General features: G+C 45.3%; 21 protein-coding genes. 14 read left to right on the forward strand and 7 right to left on the reverse strand.

Annotation, left to right across the window (positions count from 1 at the left end; translation table 11 throughout):
* Nucleotides 1-242 precede the first annotated feature (242 nt).
* The 11 genes from Q7V21_RS00710 (at nucleotide 243) to Q7V21_RS00760 (ending at nucleotide 9,848) form a co-directional block, all read left to right on the forward strand.
* Nucleotides 243-428 (forward strand): hypothetical protein, encoded by a 186-nt coding sequence (locus Q7V21_RS00710; RefSeq protein WP_304915457.1) that lies wholly within the window; start codon nucleotides 243-245, stop codon nucleotides 426-428.
* 82 nt (nucleotides 429-510) lie between these two features.
* On the forward strand, nucleotides 511-783 hold the full coding sequence (locus Q7V21_RS00715; protein WP_304915458.1) for a YqjD family protein: 273 nt from the start codon (nucleotides 511-513) through the stop codon (nucleotides 781-783).
* A gap of 48 nt (nucleotides 784-831) precedes the next feature.
* Nucleotides 832-1,266, forward strand: a complete 435-nt coding sequence (locus tag Q7V21_RS00720; protein ID WP_304915459.1) for a phage holin family protein — start codon at nucleotides 832-834, stop codon at nucleotides 1,264-1,266.
* A 76-nt stretch (nucleotides 1,267-1,342) separates the two neighbouring features.
* Nucleotides 1,343-1,699: a hypothetical protein gene (locus Q7V21_RS00725; RefSeq protein WP_304915460.1), complete on the forward strand. Its 357-nt coding sequence runs from the start codon at nucleotides 1,343-1,345 to the stop codon at nucleotides 1,697-1,699.
* A 41-nt stretch (nucleotides 1,700-1,740) separates the two neighbouring features.
* A complete protein-coding gene (locus Q7V21_RS00730) occupies nucleotides 1,741-1,932 on the forward strand; it encodes a hypothetical protein (protein WP_304915461.1) in 192 nt (63 codons plus the stop codon).
* 128 nt (nucleotides 1,933-2,060) lie between these two features.
* Complete coding sequence (locus Q7V21_RS00735) at nucleotides 2,061-3,446, forward strand: sodium:solute symporter (protein WP_304915462.1); 1,386 nt, start codon at nucleotides 2,061-2,063, stop codon at nucleotides 3,444-3,446.
* Nucleotides 3,447-3,494: 48 nt separating this feature from the next.
* A complete protein-coding gene (locus Q7V21_RS00740; protein ID WP_304915463.1) occupies nucleotides 3,495-3,755 on the forward strand; it encodes a hypothetical protein in 261 nt (86 codons plus the stop codon).
* Nucleotides 3,756-3,787: 32 nt separating this feature from the next.
* Nucleotides 3,788-4,108, forward strand: a complete 321-nt coding sequence (locus Q7V21_RS00745; protein WP_304915464.1) for a hypothetical protein — start codon at nucleotides 3,788-3,790, stop codon at nucleotides 4,106-4,108.
* A gap of 70 nt (nucleotides 4,109-4,178) precedes the next feature.
* Nucleotides 4,179-5,474: a TolC family protein gene (locus Q7V21_RS00750; RefSeq protein WP_304915465.1), complete on the forward strand. Its 1,296-nt coding sequence runs from the start codon at nucleotides 4,179-4,181 to the stop codon at nucleotides 5,472-5,474.
* A gap of 3 nt (nucleotides 5,475-5,477) precedes the next feature.
* Nucleotides 5,478-6,704 (forward strand): efflux RND transporter periplasmic adaptor subunit, encoded by a 1,227-nt coding sequence (locus tag Q7V21_RS00755; protein ID WP_304915466.1) that lies wholly within the window; start codon nucleotides 5,478-5,480, stop codon nucleotides 6,702-6,704.
* A 9-nt stretch (nucleotides 6,705-6,713) separates the two neighbouring features.
* Nucleotides 6,714-9,848 carry an efflux RND transporter permease subunit gene (locus tag Q7V21_RS00760; protein ID WP_304915467.1) on the forward strand — a complete coding sequence of 1,045 codons (3,135 nt, stop codon included), beginning with the start codon at nucleotides 6,714-6,716 and terminating at the stop codon, nucleotides 9,846-9,848.
* Between the two features lie 60 nt (nucleotides 9,849-9,908).
* On the opposite strand, the gene Q7V21_RS00765 is transcribed toward Q7V21_RS00760, so the two are convergent.
* Nucleotides 9,909-10,298 (reverse strand): DUF4168 domain-containing protein, encoded by a 390-nt coding sequence (locus Q7V21_RS00765; protein WP_304915468.1) that lies wholly within the window; start codon nucleotides 10,296-10,298, stop codon nucleotides 9,909-9,911.
* Between the two features lie 207 nt (nucleotides 10,299-10,505).
* Between Q7V21_RS00765 and Q7V21_RS00770 the strand changes: the two genes are divergently transcribed.
* The gene (locus Q7V21_RS00770; protein ID WP_304915469.1) at nucleotides 10,506-11,963 is read left to right on the forward strand and encodes a sensor histidine kinase; all 1,458 of its coding nucleotides are present in this window, start codon (nucleotides 10,506-10,508) and stop codon (nucleotides 11,961-11,963) included.
* Nucleotides 11,960-13,405: a sigma-54 dependent transcriptional regulator gene (locus Q7V21_RS00775; RefSeq protein WP_304915470.1), complete on the forward strand. Its 1,446-nt coding sequence runs from the start codon at nucleotides 11,960-11,962 to the stop codon at nucleotides 13,403-13,405. Before Q7V21_RS00770 ends, Q7V21_RS00775 begins: the two co-directional genes overlap by 4 nt.
* On the opposite strand, the gene Q7V21_RS00780 is transcribed toward Q7V21_RS00775, so the two are convergent.
* Nucleotides 13,402-14,541 (reverse strand): WG repeat-containing protein, encoded by a 1,140-nt coding sequence (locus tag Q7V21_RS00780; RefSeq protein WP_304915471.1) that lies wholly within the window; start codon nucleotides 14,539-14,541, stop codon nucleotides 13,402-13,404. The genes Q7V21_RS00775 and Q7V21_RS00780 overlap by 4 nt on opposite strands.
* A 150-nt stretch (nucleotides 14,542-14,691) precedes the next feature.
* On the opposite strand from Q7V21_RS00780, the gene Q7V21_RS00785 reads away from it, so the two are divergent.
* Nucleotides 14,692-15,138, forward strand: coding sequence for a hypothetical protein (locus tag Q7V21_RS00785; protein ID WP_304915472.1), 447 nt, complete (start codon nucleotides 14,692-14,694; stop codon nucleotides 15,136-15,138).
* Nucleotides 15,139-15,237: 99 nt separating this feature from the next.
* Here the strand turns inward: Q7V21_RS00785 and Q7V21_RS00790 are convergent, their stop codons facing one another.
* The 5 genes from Q7V21_RS00790 to Q7V21_RS00810 form a co-directional block, all read right to left on the reverse strand.
* On the reverse strand, nucleotides 15,238-16,242 hold the full coding sequence (locus tag Q7V21_RS00790) for an NAD(P)/FAD-dependent oxidoreductase (RefSeq protein WP_304915473.1): 1,005 nt from the start codon (nucleotides 16,240-16,242) through the stop codon (nucleotides 15,238-15,240).
* Between the two features lie 118 nt (nucleotides 16,243-16,360).
* Complete coding sequence (gene pqqA, locus Q7V21_RS00795) at nucleotides 16,361-16,432, reverse strand: pyrroloquinoline quinone precursor peptide PqqA (protein ID WP_081443609.1); 72 nt, start codon at nucleotides 16,430-16,432, stop codon at nucleotides 16,361-16,363.
* A 112-nt stretch (nucleotides 16,433-16,544) separates the two neighbouring features.
* Complete coding sequence (gorA, locus tag Q7V21_RS00800; RefSeq protein ID WP_304915474.1) at nucleotides 16,545-17,900, reverse strand: glutathione-disulfide reductase; 1,356 nt, start codon at nucleotides 17,898-17,900, stop codon at nucleotides 16,545-16,547.
* An 88-nt stretch (nucleotides 17,901-17,988) separates the two neighbouring features.
* Nucleotides 17,989-18,513, reverse strand: a complete 525-nt coding sequence (locus Q7V21_RS00805) for a peroxiredoxin (protein WP_304915475.1) — start codon at nucleotides 18,511-18,513, stop codon at nucleotides 17,989-17,991.
* A gap of 121 nt (nucleotides 18,514-18,634) precedes the next feature.
* Complete coding sequence (locus tag Q7V21_RS00810) at nucleotides 18,635-20,833, reverse strand: EAL domain-containing protein (RefSeq protein WP_304915476.1); 2,199 nt, start codon at nucleotides 20,831-20,833, stop codon at nucleotides 18,635-18,637.
* Between the last annotated feature and the right edge of the window lie 10 nt (nucleotides 20,834-20,843).

Genomic DNA, 20,843 nt, shown 5'->3' on the forward strand with positions numbered 1-20,843 from the left:
ATTAAAAACGTTAACGCCCAACTAATCATGGTATGTCCTTGTTAAAGTTGATGGGAATTACACGATAGGACGATTATAAAAAAAGCTCCTTAACACAGGTTAAAGCGAAATCTGGGTTAAAAAGATAGCGTGGGAGTACACTTGTTAAAGTTAATTAATAAATGTTTTAGCAAGATTAAATTAATCAATTGCAGATCTGCATTTTGACATCAAAGCTTAATGTTTAAAGAGGAACATAAAAAATGTTAAATAAAACTGATCCAAATCCTTTCCGGCTTTTATCTAAGATTTTGCTGATGACTTTTGCGCTTTCAAGTGTTGGGTTTATCACAGCATGTGATGATAAAGGGCCAGCGGAAGAGGCGGGTGAAGCAATTGATGAAGCAGTTGAAGATGCTGGCGATGCAATTGAAGATGCCACAAATTAAAAGATTGAAGTAATCAACTTAATCGTACTGTCACATATTTAGCCTGTCCGAAGCGACAGATAATTTTCAAGGAGATATTTAAATGGCAACGGCTCAAAATACAAATCAAGAACTTCAAGAACAATTAGATACCTTGCGTAAGGACTTTGCTGAAGTCACTAAAACATTAAAAGAGATGACAGCAACCTATGCCAAAGAAAGCCAGGATCGTGTCAAAGTTGCAGCCGGTCATGCACAGGATCAAGTAAAAGAATCTTTTACTCGAGTTCAGGGCGAAGTTGAAAGCCACCCATATAGCAGTATGGCGGTTGCTTTTGGTATCGGCTTGGTGATTGGTAAAATTCTGGATCGTTAAACAATACCTTTTGCCGGTAAATATGGAATTTAGTAGTAGGAGATAAGCATGGGCTGGCGTTCTAGAGTACAAATCAATACCGTGGCATTAACGGTTGCAACACTGTTAGGCATATTTGCACTCGGGTTCGCTGGCTTTGCTATCTATCTGGCTTTACTGGCTCACTATCCTCCTAATATTGCTGCTGTTATTACTGCTGGTGGTTATGCTTTCGCGGCTATTTTGGTGATGTTGATAGCAAAATTTGCTGTATATCGCACCAAAGTCGCTTCCCCTGGCATGCAAAAAGCCAACACGCCTGATGTGGACGATTTGGAAAATATTCTCCAGGCAGTGATTACTCCGGCGATAAGCAAGATTATTCATCAACACCCAGGAAAATCTGTCATGGCTACTTTACTAGCCGGGCTGGTTGTCGGTTACAATGAGGAAACACGTAATGCCGCGAAGGACGTTTTCAAACGTTTTTTCGAAGAAAAGTAATGTTTTAATTGTCTGGTAAGTTTGCCGGTAGAATTTGACATTAGCATTGAGTTCATTGAAGTCAGGCAGGTGTACCGTGGGGAAAAAACTGAATCGAACCGCAGGTAAAACGCGGATTGAAACCTTGCAGAATCAGCGCAAGGAAAGAATCGCTAAAGCTGGTCTGTTGCTTGAACGATGGGGACAGCAAGAACGAGTCCCGGTTTCGGATGAATTGGAATTAGGCGAACTTGATCCGGATTTTATTGAGGATCAAATGACAGCAGAAGTGCTTAGTTCGTTAACCGTAGATCAGATGCGTATTGTTCGTCAGCATTGGTCTGCTGGCCATTCGGCTGCTGAAATCGCCGAAATGGAAGATCAACCTCGAAGTGAAATACGGCAGACATTGGGATTTGTTGTAGAACAAGTTGCCGATAAAGTTTTGAAATAAGCTGCCGATAACGATTTAGTCAACGAATAAGGGAGTCGATTATGGAAACAACAAACGTTGCTGCAATGGCAACTCAGTTGTCAGTACAGAAATCTGCCCAACAACAAATGGTCGCAACGCTGAAATTAACCAATGATCAGATTGCTGCTCAAGGTCAGGCAGTGATGAAGTTATTGGATGCGGTTCCAATGCCTCAAGGTAATTTGGGTAATGTTATTAACGTAAAAGTTTAATGATCTAATTCATCGCTTTTACAGAAGAAACAATTGAAACCACCCCAGTCCATGTGCTCGGGTGGTTTTTTAATGTCTGAAAAACACGTAAGCTTCAGCTAGCCCTTACTTATTCGGACAAACAAAATATGGAATCTGTGGTTGTAATCGTTTACCTGATCTTCGTTTTACTTATTGGATTATGGGCTGGACGTGGTATTAAAACCATGCACGATTATGCCCTGGCAGGAAAATCCTTTGGCACACTGGTAATTTTTGCAACCTTATCCGCGTCGTTTATTGGGGGCGGGTTTTCGATGGGTAATGCCGAAAAAGTATTTCTGGTTGGCGTAAGTAATATCGTTGCTTTGTGGGGTTTCAGCATCAAAGAGATTCTGGTCGCCCGTTATATTGCACCGCAAATGATGCGTTATCCCAATGCCATATCGGTTGGCGACATAATGGATGAGCATTATGGTAAAGGGGCGCGATTGTTCAGTGGCGTATTTTCGCTGGCCTTATGTGCCGGGATCCTCGGCGCTCAAATCGGCGCGATGGGCTATGTATTTAACCTGTTTCTTGATGTCGATCGGGTGTGGGGCGTGTTGATTGGCTGCGGCATTGTTATCGCTTATGCAACTGTCGGCGGCATGCGGTCAGTTGTCTGGACCGATATTATTCAGTTTATTGTGCTCGCCGTGGGTATTCCGATGACACTGTATTTTGGCTTGCAGCATGTCGGTGGCTGGCAAGCCATGCAAACCAATTTACCGGAAGCACATCTGTCTTTACCAACTGAACCATTAGCGATTATTGCCTTATTGTCGTTATTTTTGACCTTTATGCTGGGTGAGACATTGGTACCGCCTTATCTGCAACGTTTATTAATTGGCAAAAGCAGCAAAGATGTTATTCGTGGTTCATTATTAAGCGGATTGTTTTCTATTCCGTTTTTCGCTGTTACCGGTTTAATTGGCTTGGTGGCGCTGGTAATGCAGCCGGCTTTAGATGCCAATCTTGCAATGCCGTATGTTATCCAACAGGCTGTGCCTCCCATATTGCAAGGTATTGTGGCCGCAGCCATAGTATCGATCATCATGTCCTCGGCAGACTCGTTTTTAAATTCGGCTTCGATTGCTTTCAGTAATGACATTGTGAGGCCATTACGCAAAACCCCGTTAACAGCTAAGTCAGAATTAATGCTGGCGCGTGTGGTCACATTGCTGGTAGGTATTGCCTCAATGGTTTTTGCCTTGTCGATTGATAGCGTGATTGATATTTTGATTTACGCGTATAACTTCTGGGCGCCAACGGTGTTGGTCCCTTTAATGATGGCCATTCTTGGATGTTATGTAAGTCGTAAACGGTTTATTGCCGGAGCAGTAGCTGGCATCGGTTCAGCCATCGTCTGGAATGTGATTTTGCAACAACCCTGGCAAATTGATGCATTAGTGATTGGATTCTTTGCTAATCTGATTGCCTTTACCAGTGTTGATAAAGCTGCAGCAAAAGTAGCCAAACTGGCTCGTAGTTAATGGCTTTTGAGATTATCACTATGGTAATCAAGTTATGAGGAATCACTGATGAGAATATCGACACCTCGCTTTCACCGACTGCTGGCTTTGCCGATATTCGTTGTGTTGACTAGCTGTGCTGCCTATAGCGTGGTTAACAGTGATAGGTATTCTGGCTCATCAAGTGCGGTACCTGCTGAATACATTCCCTCACCGGGATCCTGTCGTATCTGGTATAAAAACCGCACCCCTGATCAACAACCTGCTCAAGGTGCTTGTGACAAGCTCAAACAAAATGTGCCCGAGAATGCTGTGTTGCTGAAAGGCTGACTTTTATGATGTGTTTAAGCTAAGCTCCATCCATGACTATACGACTACGTATGCTGACAGCAGTATTTATTATCATCAATTTATTGATGGTGAGTGTTGTCACTGCGTCTGTCGCTCATCTGCCTGACGATCATTATTCGGCGCATTTAAGTATCGTGCACAGTCATGCAGATCATGGACAGCATCATGATGATATTGACCACGATCATCAGTTGCACCTGCATCTGATTGCCGATTTGGTCAGTTTCACTATGACTCCCCATACGCTGACAGCAGACGCTGTCAGCCGAACCAGCAGCAGTCAGCTGGTTACTTTGTATTATTCGCCGCTATTACCACCCCCCAACGCTTAATTCCATAACGTTTTAAACAACTTAATGTTTTGCTGCCGGCTTTTCAGCTGGTGGTGTTATGGAGTTCATCATGAATCATCAAACGAAATTATTCGCTAACAGGCTATTGATCTGCCCGCTACTTTTAGCATTGGCAGTATGGAGCATGGCTGTGCGGGCAGAAAATCAGCCGAGTCTGAATCTGGCAACGGCGATAGAGCGCACCTTACTGCAAAGTCCTCAACTGCAGCAGTTTCCTTATCAACAACGAGCGTTGGAAGCACAAAAACTGCAAGCCGGCTTGCCACCTAATCCACAACTTCAGGCAGATTTGGAAAATGTATTTGGTAGCGGAGAAAGCCGTGGTCTTTCCGGTGCAGAGCTAACCTTATCGTTAAGTCAGCTTATTGAAATGGGCGATAAACGCCAAAAACGTATTGATTTGGTTGATGCTACATCCAGCCAGTTGCAGTACGAGTTTGAGCGCCAACGTCTGGATACCTTATCTGATGTCACGATGAAATATCTGCAGGGGCTGCGTATTGATGCCTTATTAAGCTGGAATCAACGACGACTTAATATTGAGCAACAGGCTTTGCAGATCATCAGGCATCGGGCAGAAGCAGGCGCTGTTGGCCAGGCTGATGTATTACGAATGCAGCTCTTATTGGAGCGTTCAGAATCCAGAGCACAGCAGCTGACTGGCGAACGTCAGATGGCCTATCAGCAACTGGCTGCCAGTTGGGGTGAAGAGGTTGACTTTTCGCAGCTTGAAGGCCAATTACAGCAACTGCCAGCGTTGCCAGAGCAAGACATGCTGGAACAGGCTATCACTCAGTCACCAGCGTTTTTACAAAGCCATGCTTTTATTCGCTTACGTGAAGCACAGTTGCGTCTCAGTAAAGCACAATCCAGAACGGACATTACCTTTGGTGCAGGAATAAGACGTTTAGAAGCGGCAAATGACAATGCCTTGGTTTTCAGCTTCTCCATGCCTTTGCAAATCCATGATCGTAACCAGGGAAATATCGCCGCGGCTGATGCGGAATATGCAGCCGGGGTTCTGCAACAACAGCTGACCCAAACTGAGTTACGTATGGCATTACTGGAAATCTATCAGGCCATGCGTCATAACCAGCAACAGGTGGAAAGGCTACAAAAAACGCTTATTCCCCTGACCCGTGAGCTACTTAAACAAACTGAAGCAGGCTATCAATCAGGCCAATACAACGTATTGCAGTGGGTGGATGCACAGGCTGAATCCTTCACTGTTGAACGTGATCTGATCGAAGCCCAAACCGCTGTACATCTGCAGTTACTCGAACTGGAACGCTTAACCGGCATACCGCTTAGCCGTTCAATCTTTACGGCCAGTTATCAGGAATAACCGATGAAATTAATAACAGTATTTTTTAGCCTGCTGTTGTTGCCATTTTCAATGGCAATAGCCGCACCAGCCCATGACCATGGTGAACATCAGGATCATGAAGAACCACTAGAAGGGCCACACGGTGGCCGACTATTAGAAAGTGAAAGGCTTTCATTGGAAATAAACTTCTATGAACAAGGTGTGCCGCCGGAACTGCGGGTATATGCCTATCAACAAAATAAGCCTGTTGATCCTGAGCAAGTAGAGTTGATGGTGACGCTTATTCGTCTGGATGGTGAAGAGAATATTATCGACTTTGCTGCTGAAGCGGATTATCTCGTCGGTGATACGGTAGTCGAGGAGCCTCATTCCTTTGAGGTGGTAGTGGAAGCCCAATATCAGGGATCATCCTATCATTGGCATTACGATAATTTTGAGGGTCGCAGTGAGATTAGCGATCGATTGATAAAGCTGTCAGGTATTGAAACCGAACAGGCAGGGTCTAAAACCTTATCGATTTCCAATGCGTTATATGGGGTGGTCACGCTGCCAGAAGACCGTCAGTACCGTGTGCAGGCGCCGTATCCAGGGATTATTGAATCAGTGTTGGTTAAAACTGGTGATAAGGTTAAAAAAGGCCAGGTTTTAGTAACCGTGCGTAATCAGGTCACGCTGCAAAGTTATTCCATTACCAGTCCGGCAAACGGTGAAGTGACGCAGCGGAATGCAAATGCGGGTGACCATAGTGATATGGGTAATTTGCTGCAAATCAGCGATTTATCCCGTGTTTGGATCGAATTATCGATGTTTCCTGCCGATATCGAACAGCTTCGGGTCGGTATGCCGATTCGGGTAAATGATCTGCATCAGCATGAATCAGCCGAGGCAACCATCAGTTATATCTCGCCCAAAATGACAGCTGGTCATATTGCCAGAGCACGAGCTGAAATCGCTAATGCCAAGGGTAACTGGCGGCCAGGAATGCATATCAATGCTGAAGTGATGGTTGAGCAATATCCTGCAAAACTGGCTGTTAAACGCAGTGCAATTCAGAGTTTTCGTGATGTGCCGGTCGTGTTTGTTCGCTACGGTAATACCTTTGAAGTAAGAATGCTGACCCTCGGCAAACAGGATGCAGACTATGTCGAGGTGATTTCAGGTTTAAAACCCGGCAGTGAATACGTAACAACAAACAGTTTTCTGCTCAAGGCGGAGGTGCTCAAAGCGGGTGCCACCCATGATCATTAGGAGCAGAAAATGATTAACTTAATTGTACGTTTTTCTGTCGAGCGCCGCTGGCTGGTGCTTTTTATCACAATGATTATCTCCGGAGTGGGTGCTTACAACGTTTTTCAACTTAATATTGATGCAGTGCCGGATATTACCAATGTTCAGGTACAGATTAATTCTGAAGCCGATGGTTATTCACCATTGGAAGTTGAGCAGCGTATTACCTATAGCGTAGAAAACGCGATGGCAGGATTACCCAATCTGGATTACACCCGCTCGTTATCCCGATATGGTTTATCTCAGGTCACCGTCGTCTTTGCCGAAGGCACGGATATTTATTTTGCCCGGCAGCTAATCAGTGAACGTTTACAGAGTATTAGCACTACATTGCCGGATGGAATAGAGCCACAAATGGGGCCGATAGCGACCGGTCTTGGTGAGGTATTTACCTATAGTGTGCGGGCTGAAACTGGTGCTGTAAAAGCTGATGGCACAATATACACAGCTGAAGATTTACGCACTATTCAGGATTGGATCATTCGGCCTCAGCTGGTGAAAGTGCCGGGCGTCACTGAAATTAACAGTATCGGTGGTTTTGAACGCGAATATCAGGTGGCACCGGATCCGGCCAAATTATTGGCTTACAAGATCAGCATGGCTGAACTGAACGAAGCATTAATCCGCAATAATCAAAATGTCGGGGCCGGTTATATTGAACGCAATGGGGAACAATGGCTGGTGCGTTCTCCGGGGCAATTAACATCGCTTGAAGATATTGCCAACGTGGTTATTACCAAACGCGATGACACTCCGGTGCGGGTTGCAGATGTTGCCGAAGTGTTTTTTGGCAAACAGCTGCGTACCGGTGCGGCCACCCGTGATGGACAGGAAACGGTATTGGGTACGGCATTTATGCTGATTGGCGAAAACAGTCGTGTGGTTGCCAGAGCGGTTGCCGAACGACTGGAACAGGTTAATCAAAGCTTGCCGGCCGGCATTGTGGCTGAAGCAGTGTATGACCGCACCACACTGGTGGATAGAACACTTAAAACTGTGCAAAAAAACCTGTTTGAAGGTGCTTTGCTGGTGATCGTGGTGTTGTTTTTATTGCTGGGAAATATTCGGGCAGCATTGATAACCGCTCTGGTCATACCGTTAAGTATGTTGTTTGCGATTACCGGCATGGTGAGTAATCGTGTTTCAGGCAATTTAATGAGTCTTGGAGCCATTGATTTTGGCCTGATTGTCGATGGGGCAGTGATTGTGGTGGAAAATGCCCTACGCCGATTGGGTTTGGCACAACAACGTCTGGGCCGCTTATTAACTTTGCAGGAACGCCTGACGGAGGTGATTGATAGCACTCGTGAGGTATTTAACCCGGCGGTATTTGGCATGTTTATTATCATGCTGGTGTATCTGCCGATTTTTGCGCTTAGCGGTGTCGAGGGCAAAATGTTTCATCCTATGGCTTTTACCGTGGTGGCTGCATTAATCGGCGCATTGCTATTTGCAGTAACTTTTGTCCCGGCGGCTATTGCGATTATGGTTACCGGCAAAGTTGCTGAACGGGAAAACCCATTGATGCGGTTTGCTCGCTGGCTATATCAGCCGGTTTTAAAACTGTCATTACGATTGCCGTTGCTCATCGTATTGGCTGCCACGTTGTTTGTCAGTGTCACCATTCATTATGGGTCAAAGCTGGGTAGTGAGTTTCTGCCACAACTTGATGAAGGCGATATTGCTTTGCATGCTTTACGCGTTACCGGAACGGGCTTAGAGCAGTCAGTTGCCATGCAAAAGCAGTTGGAATCGGTAATAGTTGAATTTCCTCAGGTTAAACATGTTTATTCCAAAATTGGCACTCCGGAGATTGCCACCGATCCGATGCCGCCCAGCGTGGCGGATACCTTTGTAATTCTCAAACCCGCTGAACAATGGCCGGATCCCAGCTTGAATAAAGCCGAATTTCTGAGGCAATTGCGTGAAGCCGTAGAAGCTGTGCCGGGAAATCTGTATGAATTCACCCAGCCAATTGAAATGCGTTTTAACGAACTGATTGCCGGGGTACGGGCTGATGTGGCACTGCGAATATATGGTGATGATCTGGACATGCTGTATCAATTAGGCGGGCGGGCTGAGCAAATGTTGGCTGAGGTGACCGGTGCGACAGATGTTCGGATGGAACAGCTGAGCGGTTTACCGATGTTGTCGATTGAACCGCAACGTGATCATCTGGCCTTGTTGGGATTGGATATTGCCAGTCTGCAGCAAACTATTCAAACCGCAATAGGTGGCACACCTGCCGGCTTGATTTATGAAGGGGACAAACGCTTTCGTATTGTGGTGCGATTAGCAGATGAAATACGTGAAAATCCAGATCGGCTGGCCAAGTTACCCATCTGGCTACCCAATAGTGATGATGCTGATTTGTCCTATGTACCGTTAGGTGAGATTGCGGATATTTATGAAATCAGTGGTCCGAATCAAATAAACCGTGAAAGCGGTAAACGCCATGTGATTGTCAGTGCCAATGTGGTCGACAGAGACCTAGGATCTTTTATCGCCGAGGTTCAGCAAAACGAATCTGAACTTGATCTGCCAGCAGGGTATTGGCTGGAATACGGCGGCACTTTTGAACAATTGGAGTCAGCCAGCAAGCGTTTGATGATTGTGGTGCCTGTGACCTTGTTACTGATACTGCTGTTATTGTTCAGCGTATTTAATTCGCTACGCGATGCATTGTTGATATTCACTGGTGTACCGATGGCATTAACCGGCGGTTTGATTGCGTTGATGTTGCGGGATATGCCGTTATCTATTTCAGCGGCAGTGGGTTTTATCGCCTTATCAGGAATTGCGGTCTTAAACGGCGTAGTGATGTTGACGTTCATCCGCCAGTTACGTGATCAGGGGTTGATGTTGCGTGAGTCAGTTTTTCAGGGTGCAATGCAACGACTTCGACCGGTATTAATGACGGCTTTAGTGGCGGGATTGGGCTTTTTGCCGATGGCACTTAATACCGGTACCGGTGCAGAAGTGCAACGACCGTTAGCGACGGTAGTTGTAGGCGGAATTTTATCCTCCACAATACTGACATTAATCGTATTACCGGCTTTGTATCTTTTAGCCTATCACTATAAAACTAGGTCAGGTCACAACTGACAGACATAAAAAAGCCGGGAGAACCCCGGCTTTTTTACTACAAACGAAGCTGAAACGAACTTAGTTCAGCATTGATTGCACTTTATCGCGCAACTCAGGATCGCTTTGAATAGCTAAAGCGATATTACTGTAGGTTTCAACATCTAAACCTTTGTCTTGAACAGTCTGAACCATTTTTTGGCTCGCTTCTTGTTGTAGTTGTGCAGCTTGATCTGGATCTTCTGTGCTTTCCAGCCGGCCTGAATATTCACTACGGATGTCTTCGAGATCATCCTGAACATCAGCAAATTTCTGCAGATCAGCTTCACTGAAATCGGCAGCTGGAGCAGTTTCAGGCATTGGTGCTTGAGGTGTAGCCTGCTCCGGTGAGCCGTAACCTTGTTCTGCCATCGCAGAAGTACTTAAACCTAATGCCATTAAGATTGAAACTAACATCGCTGTTTTTTTCATGGTGTTTTCCTTTATTGGTTATGAAACACACCATCACTAGTGCGAGTTCTATGCCAACACATAGAGTTATTTATAAGTAATTGAATTTAAAAGGTATGTTTAAGGTTGTGATTTGCGTGCGAGAATTTGGTTGACTTGACCAGTGCTATTAGGTGTGTCATTTTGGCTCATGTGCCATAAAGTTCAGTGTCATAACGAGGCTTAAAAATGCGATTTCCTTCGATTTTCAGCAATTTGCGTTTAGTGTTGATTATGCAGGTCGCCTTACCGGTGTTACTGGTACTGGCTTTCATTCTGGCGATTGGCTTATCGATGGTCGGTCAGTTTATCGAAGAGCGTATGCAACGCGACTTGCAACAAGTCGCCAGAACAATCCATCTACCGGTATCTCAAGCACTGGAACGTCAGGATCTTGATCAATTGCAAAACAGCATGGCCTCGGTATTTGGTATTACCGAAGTCTATGGTGCCTATTTATTTGATGCCAACGGCAAGCGATTAAGCAGCTTTGGGGTGGTAAATCCCACTCAGGAACAGGCAACCGATGCACTAGAACAAATCATGCAGGGTGAATTCGCTCAATATGAACGGATTCGCGGTCGTGATGTGTATTCGTTTTTTATGCCGTTATTTGATGCAACTGGCCAGCCAAATGGGTTGCTGCAGGTAACCCGACGACGCAGTGATATAGATCGTGAATTAACCGAATTAAAGTATTGGGCCTGGGGCGGTTTTGGATTGGTTTCTTTAATTATTTTAGGGGTCATCAGCTATTCGCATCAGCGGGCAATTGAAGCACCGTTACAGCGATTGGTCGAAAGTATGCGCCGGGTCAGTCATGGCGATCGACAACATCGTGCTGCCGAGCAAGGACCCATTGAAATCAGTCAGTTGGCCAAAGGGCTCAATGGCATGCTCGATGCGATTGAACAGGTTGAAAACAGCGAAGCTCAACAACGAACCGCACGAGAGCAAATGGCTGAAAGATTACGCCAGACTGAAACCATGGCAGCGTTGGGCCAATTATCTGCTGGTGTGGCGCATGAACTTGGCGCTCCTCTAACGGTGGTTGATGGGCGAGCCAATCGTTTATTACGGCGTATGGACAATGAAAAAGACATTGCTGAATTAAATGAAATTCGCCAGCAAGCGGCCAGAATGACCTCGATTATTCAGCAATTGCTCAGTTTTGGTCGTTCATCACGAGCACAGATGCGTGATCTGGATTTGACCTCATTGGTCGAAAGGTCTGAATCACTGTTAGCCAATCAAGGTTATCAAATTACCTTGATTAAAGGCCCGCAGGCCAAAATCAACGGTGATTCGTTAAGTCTGGAGCAGGCTTTAATCAATTTATTACGCAATGCCTGTCAGGCGTGCCCAAGTGGGCCAGTTGAGCTTTCCTGGCAAGTGGAAAAGCAACTACAGATCCATATTGATGATGCTGGGCCGGGCATTACCGCCGATCAGCAAAATCAGGTATTTGAGCCATTTGTTACGACTAAAGCTCCCGGTGAAGGCAGTGGTCTGGGACTGGCAATTGTGCAGAGAATCATGCGTGAGCATCAAGGAGAAGTGGTTTTGAGCGAAAGCCCGCTAGGCGGAGCCAGATTCACTCTGATTTTACCGTTGGTTTCGACCCAAGATTCTGGAACTGCAGTATGAAAAACAAACAGAACAAAAATTTACCGATCTTATTAATAGAAGATGATCAGGCACTGGCGAGATTGATCAGTGATGAATTAGAAGCCGAAGGCTGGAGTCTGGTGGTTCATCATCAGATCCAATCGGCTCTGGAGTGGTTGAATATCAATCAACCTGCTTTGATTGTAAGTGATTTACGATTGCCTGATGGCAATGGCATGCAAGTGGTGGAACAAGTAGTGACACATTGGCCGGAAGAGCAACGGCCAGGGCTTATCGTGATAACGGCTTTTGGTAGTGTACGTCAGGCAGTACAGGCCTTACAGGCAGGAGCCGATGACTTTTTGACCAAACCATTGGATCTGGAGCATTTTCTGCTGGCGGTAGAACGTGTGGTTGCAACACGTAAATTGCATGATGAGTTATTTCAATTTCGTAAACTTAATCGGCAACCCAGCTTTCATCAGATGTTTGGCCGTAGTGAAGCCATGCGCAACCTGTTTGAGCAAATAAAAGTGATTGGTCGAGCGCAAGGGCCAGTATTGATTAATGGTGAAAGTGGTACCGGTAAGGAGTTGGTTGCCAAAGCTCTGCATGCAGAAAGTGATCGCGCTGAGGGGCCTTTTTTAGCGGTTAACTGCGCCGGTATTCCACAAGAATTACTGGAAAGTGAATTTTTCGGTCATGCAGCGGGTTCATTTACCGGAGCAAAAAAAGCCCGTAAAGGTTTATTGCAGGAAGCCAATGGCGGTAGTCTGTTACTGGATGAAATTGGCGAAATGCCGATGGCATTGCAGGCAAAACTGTTGCGAGCGTTACAGGATGGTTCAATTCGGCCGGTTGGCCAGGACACCGAAGAGAAAGTCGATGTCAGGATTATTGCTGCTACGCATCGGGATCTAAAGCAAAAAGTAGTTGAAGGCAGTTTTCGTGAGGATTTGTTTTATCGGCTGGAGACGTTTGCATTGTCGGTACCGCCATTGCGAGAGCGTGAAGAAGACCGGGAAATTCTCGCCCAACAGTTTTTACAGCAATTGGTGGTGGCACAGGGTCGCAACATTAAAGGATTCAGTGACAAGGTTTTGGAAATCATTCGTCACTACGCTTTCCCAGGTAATGTTCGAGAGTTACAAAATGTGGTGGAAAGAGCTTTTGCCTTCTGCACTGAAGACTGGGTGCAACCACAACATTTACCGGCAAGGTTACTGGAAAATCAATCTTCTTCAGAAACGCCAACCAGCCCGGCGACGGAAAAGCAAAATGATGAGTTACTGGCTGGAGCGGTGTTGCCGACCTTAGATCAGTTACAGAAACGTTATGTGAACATGGTGTTACGTGAAGTTGGTGGCAATAAACGTCGCGCTGCAGCATTACTGGGTATCGGTCGACGTACTTTGTATCGCTGGCTGGATGAGGAAACCGATGAAGCTGAAGAGGCAATCGCGAAAGATAAATTGTCTTAATCTTTGGAAATATAACCCCACTTATCACGGATCTTTATCGCTGCCAGACCTTCTTTAAAGGGATGAGCATGTTCAAACTGTGGCTCGATAACCACTTCGCCCTGACGATTGATAAAGCCATATTGCCGATAGTTATGACTTATCACCGCCAAACCGTCTGAGAACGAGTAAGCCCATGCGAATACCGGTTCAATTTCTGTAACGCCATCAGTATTGATATAACCCACCATGGCATCTTTTTCCACCCGTGCAAGACCTTCACTGAAATTCCAGGCATCATCAAAATAGGGTTGAACCAGTATTTCTCCGCTGGAATTGATATAACCATAAAGCCCATTCTGTTTAATAACCGCAAACCCTTCGCCAAAGGCCTTGGCTTCTTCAAATTGTGGCTGAATCAGCCAATCACCGGTGTTAGTGATATAACCCCATTCTCCATCAACCAAAACAGCTGCAACCCCCTCACGAAACACTCTTGCCTGATCAAATTGGGGCGTAATCAGAAAATTACCCTGGGCATCGATATAGCCCCATTTATCATCTATTCTTACTGCTGCAAGTTGTTCACTGAAGATATGTGTTTCATCAAACTGTTCGATGATAATTTCTTCGCCTTCAGTGTTCAGATAACCCCATTTACCATTTTGCTGAAACCCGGCTAAACCTTCGGAATACACCCCAACCTTGTCATATTGAGCGGGGACCATTTCTTCACCAGCGCTATTGAGAAATCCCCATTTGCCATTTTTAATAAACGCCGCAAAGCCTTGTTTGAAGGATTGAATTCGAGGGTAAGTTGGCGGAACAAGCACGTTGCCATCACGATCGATAACACCCCATAGATTGCCTTTACGATAAGCCGTCACGCCACTGTCCACATCATTGATTTCATCTGCAGTAAATAAAATGTCACCTTCGGGGTTAATGATGGCAAATTGCGCCCGCCCTTGATGAGCAATCATTACAGCGGCGCGTTCATTGTGAAAACTGCCGGCATCATCAAAAATTAAATCAATCTGAAGATTTTCCACATACGCCATGGTAGGCTGGAAGGCATGACTGGCAGTGAAGCCGGTGAACATCAATGTCAGCGCTGATAAACAATATCCCAATGTTTTTAAAAGATTTTTGGTCATTTTCCAGGGCCAGATTGTTTTAACAGGTTTGATACTAAGTCTGTTTGGATGATAGTGAAAATCTCGTGAAAATAAATTTTGGGAAAAATCGCCCTAGAGCCCGCATTACAGCTTGAGCGATAGTGAATCAACAATGGGGATGGAGAGTGTATGGAAAAGGATGAAGATACTTATAGTGCGCTGAAATTGATGGCCGAAACCATTGATATGAGTTCTCGAAATGATAACGACGAGATTATCGGTCTTGAATATTACGTGAATTTTCATGTGTTGACCGAGGAAGAGCTGGAAGAACTGACACTGCTGTGGGAGAAAAAGCTGGCGAACTGCCAGAAAGAAAAACTGGCTTCACAATTTACCGTGGTACAAGTGTTTGGCTTGATTATTCTGGCTATGCTGATTGCCTGGTTATCCGGAGGCATTGCCGGAGCGATAGCCAGTATCGTTGGTGTGGTAGGCATGATCGCGATGATTGAAGACAAGCGGGTCATGAAAGCAAAACGTAATCTGAAAGATGCTGAGAAGGTCTGCAATAAGTTACATTCTGCCGCACGTTCATCAGTTTCGAGAGATGCCGGTCTGGCTGAGCCTGGATAAAGATCATTTATACTGCTGCAGTATCTCAGAGTAACTACTACCGTTAACTAGCCAACACCGTGCTGGGTGATAGTGCGTGACGCTTGTCGGACCAACACTTTATTGACCAACTTGGCTATGTTTTAAATATGCAATAAGCTGCTGTGCTAAGGCCTCAGCGCTACTAAATGCCGCTTCAACCCTTCCCTGAATACACCAATCACCACAGGCCGCTAATTTTAGCTCGGTATCTAAGTAAGCTGGTTGACCCACCTGTGCTGGAAGATTTGCATAAACCCAGCGTTTCAAATCTATATGGCTGGCGTTAGCAGCATTGATACCGCTGATCCGTTCAACTTCTGCCAGCATCAATTGTGTAATGGTTTGATCGGCTTGATGCAGATGTTGTTCGGCCCACTGATTGTTGGCTTGAATCACCATGGAAAAAGCCTCAGGACGAGCAGGCTTGCTACTATTTACCGACATCCAGCTAATGATGGCATCACTGACCAAAGCGGCTTGCCAATCCAGTTCTGGTGGTTCGTCAAACCCTAACATCAGAGCGTAGCAGGCCAGCATTTGTGTTTTTTCAATAGCGTTAAGATTTTCAAAATGTTCTGGTAACAAATCTGCAGTTTGTTTCGCCGGCAGACAGCAGACCACCCAATCAATATTGTCTGTCACCAGTTTATCGTCACTGAAGAGACTCCATTTTGCATCGCAATGTTGAAGCTGGGTAATTTGGCAGTCAAATTGAATATTTAAGTTTCCAGCAAGAGCTTGTGCTATCGCCTGCATATCGGGACTACCCACATAGTGTGGATAATCCGCATTCCATTTGCGCCGGGCGATTTGTTTGCTGCCTGAGAATTCGACAAAATCGGCATCCCAGCGTTGTATCACTTGCTGTTCGATTAATGGTTGAATAAATTCAGCAAAACGCTTGGTTTTTACCGTGAAAAATTGCGCGCCAGTATCGAAATTAAACGAGCCGGCTGAACGAGATGCCAATCTACCACCCGCACGTCTGGCTTTATCGAATAGTTGGATCTCAGCAAATGGTCGAAGCAGGTGGGCCAGGGTCAGGCCAGCCAGCCCACAACCAATGATTGCAATTTTGCGCATGATGATCCGATATAAATTGAATTCGGCAATCAGACCAGAGTGATGGTATGAGGTTTCCGGAAGACAAAAAAAAGCCCCAATCCGAAGATTGAGGCTTTTTTATTTTAACTACGGCGTATTAACGGTTGCAGATGTACATTGTTACTTCAAAACCGAAACGCATGTCTGAATATTCTGGTTTAGTCCACATAATATTTCTCCTCATTGTTTGGTATCAGCATTTGCTGACTTGGTTACAGATTACTGCGATTACATAAACAACACCTCAGTGAATCACCTGATTGGGCTCAGGATTTTCCTGATTAATCGCTAACCGGTGTACGCATAGTGACAAACTCTTCTGCCGCTGTCGGATGGATCCCGATAGTTGCATCAAAATCAGCCTTGGTGGCACCGCATTTAATGGCAATAGCAATGCCCTGCATGATTTCACCAGCCGAGTCGCCTACCATATGCGCGCCGAGCACTTTATCGGTTTCAGCGTCTACCAGTAATTTCATTAAAGTACGTTGCTGCGAACCACCTAAGGTATTTTTCATCGCCCGAAAGTTTGAACGGAATTTCAATACATTGGAATATTCCTTCCGCGCCTGCTCTTCGGTCATGCCAACTGTGCCAATATTCGGTTGGCAAAACACAGTCGTCGCAATATTGCTGTAATCCAGTTTGCATGGCTGCTCATCAAACAGATAGCCAGCCAATGCCATACCCTCTGCTAATGCGACAGGTGTTAATTCAATACCACCGGTTACATCACCCAAAGCATAAATACTCGGTTCAGAGGTTTGGAAAGTGTCGTTCACTTCGATATGCCCACTTTTTGCGAGAGTGACGTTAACATTTTCCAGGCCTAAACCATCCAGATGTGGTTTTCTGCCGGTGGCAAACAATACTGTATCTACTGTTAAATGATGACCATCACTCATAGTTAAATACAGGCTGCCATCCGGTTGTTTTTCAATAGCTGTAACTTCGGTGTTAAAACGAATATGCACACCATTTTGCTGAATTTGCTCGGCGGCAAACTCTGCTATTTCCTTATCAAAACCATTTAATAAGCCACCACCACGAACCAGTTGAGTTACTTGAGCGCCCAAACCATGGAAAATACCGGCAAATTCCACCGCAATATAACCACCACCAACAACCGCTAAGCGTTGTGGAAACTCAGCTAAATCAAAGATGCCGTTGGAATCGACAGCGTGTTCTTTGCCAGGGATATCCGGCACAAATGGCCAGCCGCCGGTCGCAATTAAAATGCGTTCAGTGGTGAATTTTTTACCATCAACTTCGACAGTATGGTCATCAATAATTTTACCTCTACCATCGATGATCTCGACTCCAGCCCGGTCCAGAATGCCTTCGTAAACGCCATTCAAACGACTGATTTCCTGGGTTTTGTTATCACGTAATGTTGCCCAGTCAAAAGCCGGTTTACTGACCTGCCAGCCAAAGCCTTTGGCATCGGTAAAGTGTGATGAATATTCAGAAGCGTAAACATAGAGTTTTTTTGGTACGCAACCCACGTTAACGCAGGTGCCTCCCAGATAACGATCTTCGCACACAGCGACTTTTGCACCATAAGATGCCGCCATCCGGCTGGCACGAACACCACCTGAGCCGGCACCAATAACAAATAAATCGTAATCGTATTTCATCTGTAAAACTCCTGTTTACTGCTTAACTTTGCAAAAAAACACCGGGCCTGAATGGCTACAGGCCCGGTGAATCATGGCTAAAGCGATGTTACTGTTTGTTCAAATAATCCAGCATTGTATCGACACCACTGACTTCAAACGGATCATCAGGGCAGTTATCAATTTGGCCCGGTTCAGAAAACAGCTGTTTGATTTCACCGTCTACCACGTGCATGGAATAACGCCATGAACGTTCACCGAAGCCCAGATTTTCTTTTTTCACCAACATATTCATACCGCGAGTGAAATCGCCGTTACCATCTGGAAGCAATTTAACCTTGTTTACTTCCTGACGTTTGCCCCATTGGAACATGGTGAAAGCATCGTTCACTGACAGACAGTAAACTTCATCAATGCCTTTGGCTTTCAATTCATCATAGTGTTCTTCGTAGCCTGGCAAGTGGGTGCTTGAACAGGTTGGTGTAAACGCGCCGGGCAGTGCAAAAACAATCACGCTTTTGCCTTTGAAAATATCGTCAGTAGTGACATCCTGCCAGCGGAATGGGTTATCACCGCCGATGCTTTCGTCACGAACACGGGTTTTAAATACGACGTTAGGGACTCGTTGAGTCATTTTATTAATCTCCTTTACGGGGTTGAAGTGACCTGAATAATTATCCAGTTGCGAGCAGTGTAACGAAATGAAATTGATTAATAAAACAACTTATTCAGGTTGTTTTAATCGTTAAAAACGATTAATCGGATGGTTGGCTATTAATATTGATGGCCAGATTTAACTGTTGTCCGTTACGTTTGTTACGGTACATAGCTTCATCAGCAAGGGTATAGAGTTGTTGTAAGTCGTAATCACTTAATGATTTAGTTGTAGTAATACCAAAACTGTAATGCAGGTGAATATCAGCATGAATAGACGCATTGTAGTCGTCGACCTTAGCTGAAAGCCGTTGAAGGATAGTGGTTTGATCGGTGTCTTTCTGGTTGACCATCAATACCACAAACTCATCACTGCCTATTCGCCCAATCAGATCGGAATCACGAAACGTACTGCTCAATAAGGTTGAAAATTGCAGCAAAGCATTGTCACCCGCCTGATGACCCAGTGTTTCATTGATTTGATTGAAGTTATCGAGGTCAAAGTAGACTAAGGACGCTTCATAATCCTGGGTCCGACATAATTGCAATATATGGTTTGCCCTGAACTCAAAGCCTCGCCTATTGAGCAGGCCTGTTAAGTGATCTTCGCAAAGCAGCTGGTTGGTGGCGATTTCTTCTTCTACCATTAAAGCAAGTTCACGTAATAATCGGCAATCACGTTCACTCATATAGCGTGGCTTCTGATCAATCAGACACACAGTGCCAAGTCTTTCTCCTCCGGGAGCCCTAATCGGATATCCGGCATAGAACCGAATAAAGGGAGTGTTCAACACCAGCGGGTTATCCGAAAACCGAGGATCACTGGTCGCATCATTCACGATAAAGCTGCTTTCTTGTTCAATGGTGTAATTGCAAAAGGCTATTTCGCGCGGTGTTTCGTAGATGTCGACTCCCACTTTTGATTTAAACCACTGTCTTTCTGAATCCAGCAAAGTTATCAATGAAATTGGCACATCAAACATACGTTTTGCCAAACGGGTTATTCGGTCAAAACGCTGTTCTTCTACGGTGTCGATAAGGTTGAGAGATTCGAGAGCTTTTAATCTTTGCTGTTCTAATGCCAGTTTGCGTTGTTGTAACCATTCGTTGATCTGGTTCGCCGGCACCGGTTTGCCAATAAAATAACCTTGCGCAATATCACAGCCTAATTGCTGTAAAAACTGCAATGTGGCGTAGTCTTCAATGCCTTCGGCAATTACTCTCATATCCAGACTATGTGCTAATTCAATGATGGCTTGAATCACCAATCTGGACTCGCGAGATTGCTGCGCCGTCATCACAAAAGATTTATCCACTTTCACTTCGGAAAATGGCATACGAACCAGCTGTAGCATGGATGAAAAGCCGGTGCCAAAATCGTCAATTGATAGTTGAAATCCCTTCATCCTCAATCGGGTCAAAATATCCAGTGACGCAACCGGATCATCCATTGCACCGGTTTCCGTCAGTTCCAGCATGATGCTGTGGAGTTTGACTTCATGCAGTTCGCACAATGTTTCAATCTGATTAAACAAATTGAGATTAGGTAAGGACAGGGCGGAAATATTGATTGAGCAAATCAATTGACTGGTTTGAGCGGTGGTCGGGTTATGACGCTGTTGCTGACAGAACTGGCTAAACCAGGGTAATGCCTGCTCAAAGACCAATAAGGTTAAATCGTCAATTAACTGGTTTTGCTCAGCTATAGCAATAAACACATCAGGTGCAATAAAACCGTATTCAGAGTGATGCCAGCGCGCCAATGCTTCAAACCCCATCAACACACCACTGTTACAGCTCACTTTAGGTTGATAAGCCAAGGTAATGTCACGGTTTTTAATGGCCTGGGCAACATCATTTGCAGTGATGGCGGGCAAGCTTTGTCGGGGTTGCAAATGCTGACCGTCGATGAGGTCGGCCAGATTGCGTGATGGAAGGTCGATCAATTCGCGAAATGCTTTAGGATTAAAAGGTTTCGGCAGAATTCCGATAATGTTTAATCCATGGGCGGCGGCAGATCGGGCTGCCGCTTGAAGCACTTGATGACCTACACCGCTGGTGATAATAATTTTGGCGCTGATTTGTTGTTCACCCAATGCGCCTAAGACTTCTACGCCATCCATATCAGGCATGATCAGATCCAGCGCGATGTGGGTCGGCTGCCATTGTTGCAATAAATTGAAAAAATCTGCTGCGACGGTGGTTACCCTGACAGACATACCAGCATACTCTGCAACATTACGGATGGTTTCTCCGGTCAGTTCATCATCATCCAATATCAGCAGTTTATGCTCAGACATTAATTAATCT

This window comes from Methylophaga sp., assembly GCF_030651745.1.

Bases quoted from the DNA above. Each gene is read 5' to 3' on its own strand.
- Q7V21_RS00710 (WP_304915457.1), top strand. From the start codon at position 243: ATGTTAAATAAAACTGATCCAAATCCTTTCCGGCTTTTATCTAAGATT.
- Q7V21_RS00715 (WP_304915458.1), top strand. From the start codon at position 511: ATGGCAACGGCTCAAAATACAAATCAAGAACTTCAAGAACAATTAGAT.
- Q7V21_RS00720 (WP_304915459.1), top strand. From the start codon at position 832: ATGGGCTGGCGTTCTAGAGTACAAATCAATACCGTGGCATTAACGGTT.
- Q7V21_RS00730 (WP_304915461.1), top strand. From the start codon at position 1,741: ATGGAAACAACAAACGTTGCTGCAATGGCAACTCAGTTGTCAGTACAG.
- Q7V21_RS00735 (WP_304915462.1), top strand. From the start codon at position 2,061: ATGGAATCTGTGGTTGTAATCGTTTACCTGATCTTCGTTTTACTTATT.
- Q7V21_RS00740 (WP_304915463.1), top strand. From the start codon at position 3,495: ATGAGAATATCGACACCTCGCTTTCACCGACTGCTGGCTTTGCCGATA.
- Q7V21_RS00745 (WP_304915464.1), top strand. From the start codon at position 3,788: ATGACTATACGACTACGTATGCTGACAGCAGTATTTATTATCATCAAT.
- Q7V21_RS00750 (WP_304915465.1), top strand. From the start codon at position 4,179: ATGAATCATCAAACGAAATTATTCGCTAACAGGCTATTGATCTGCCCG.
- Q7V21_RS00755 (WP_304915466.1), top strand. From the start codon at position 5,478: ATGAAATTAATAACAGTATTTTTTAGCCTGCTGTTGTTGCCATTTTCA.
- Q7V21_RS00760 (WP_304915467.1), top strand. From the start codon at position 6,714: ATGATTAACTTAATTGTACGTTTTTCTGTCGAGCGCCGCTGGCTGGTG.
- Q7V21_RS00765 (WP_304915468.1), bottom strand. From the start codon at position 10,298: ATGAAAAAAACAGCGATGTTAGTTTCAATCTTAATGGCATTAGGTTTA.
- Q7V21_RS00770 (WP_304915469.1), top strand. From the start codon at position 10,506: ATGCGATTTCCTTCGATTTTCAGCAATTTGCGTTTAGTGTTGATTATG.
- Q7V21_RS00775 (WP_304915470.1), top strand. From the start codon at position 11,960: ATGAAAAACAAACAGAACAAAAATTTACCGATCTTATTAATAGAAGAT.
- Q7V21_RS00780 (WP_304915471.1), bottom strand. From the start codon at position 14,541: ATGACCAAAAATCTTTTAAAAACATTGGGATATTGTTTATCAGCGCTG.
- Q7V21_RS00785 (WP_304915472.1), top strand. From the start codon at position 14,692: ATGGAAAAGGATGAAGATACTTATAGTGCGCTGAAATTGATGGCCGAA.
- Q7V21_RS00790 (WP_304915473.1), bottom strand. From the start codon at position 16,242: ATGCGCAAAATTGCAATCATTGGTTGTGGGCTGGCTGGCCTGACCCTG.
- gorA (WP_304915474.1), bottom strand. From the start codon at position 17,900: ATGAAATACGATTACGATTTATTTGTTATTGGTGCCGGCTCAGGTGGT.
- Q7V21_RS00805 (WP_304915475.1), bottom strand. From the start codon at position 18,513: ATGACTCAACGAGTCCCTAACGTCGTATTTAAAACCCGTGTTCGTGAC.
- Q7V21_RS00810 (WP_304915476.1), bottom strand. From the start codon at position 20,833: ATGTCTGAGCATAAACTGCTGATATTGGATGATGATGAACTGACCGGA.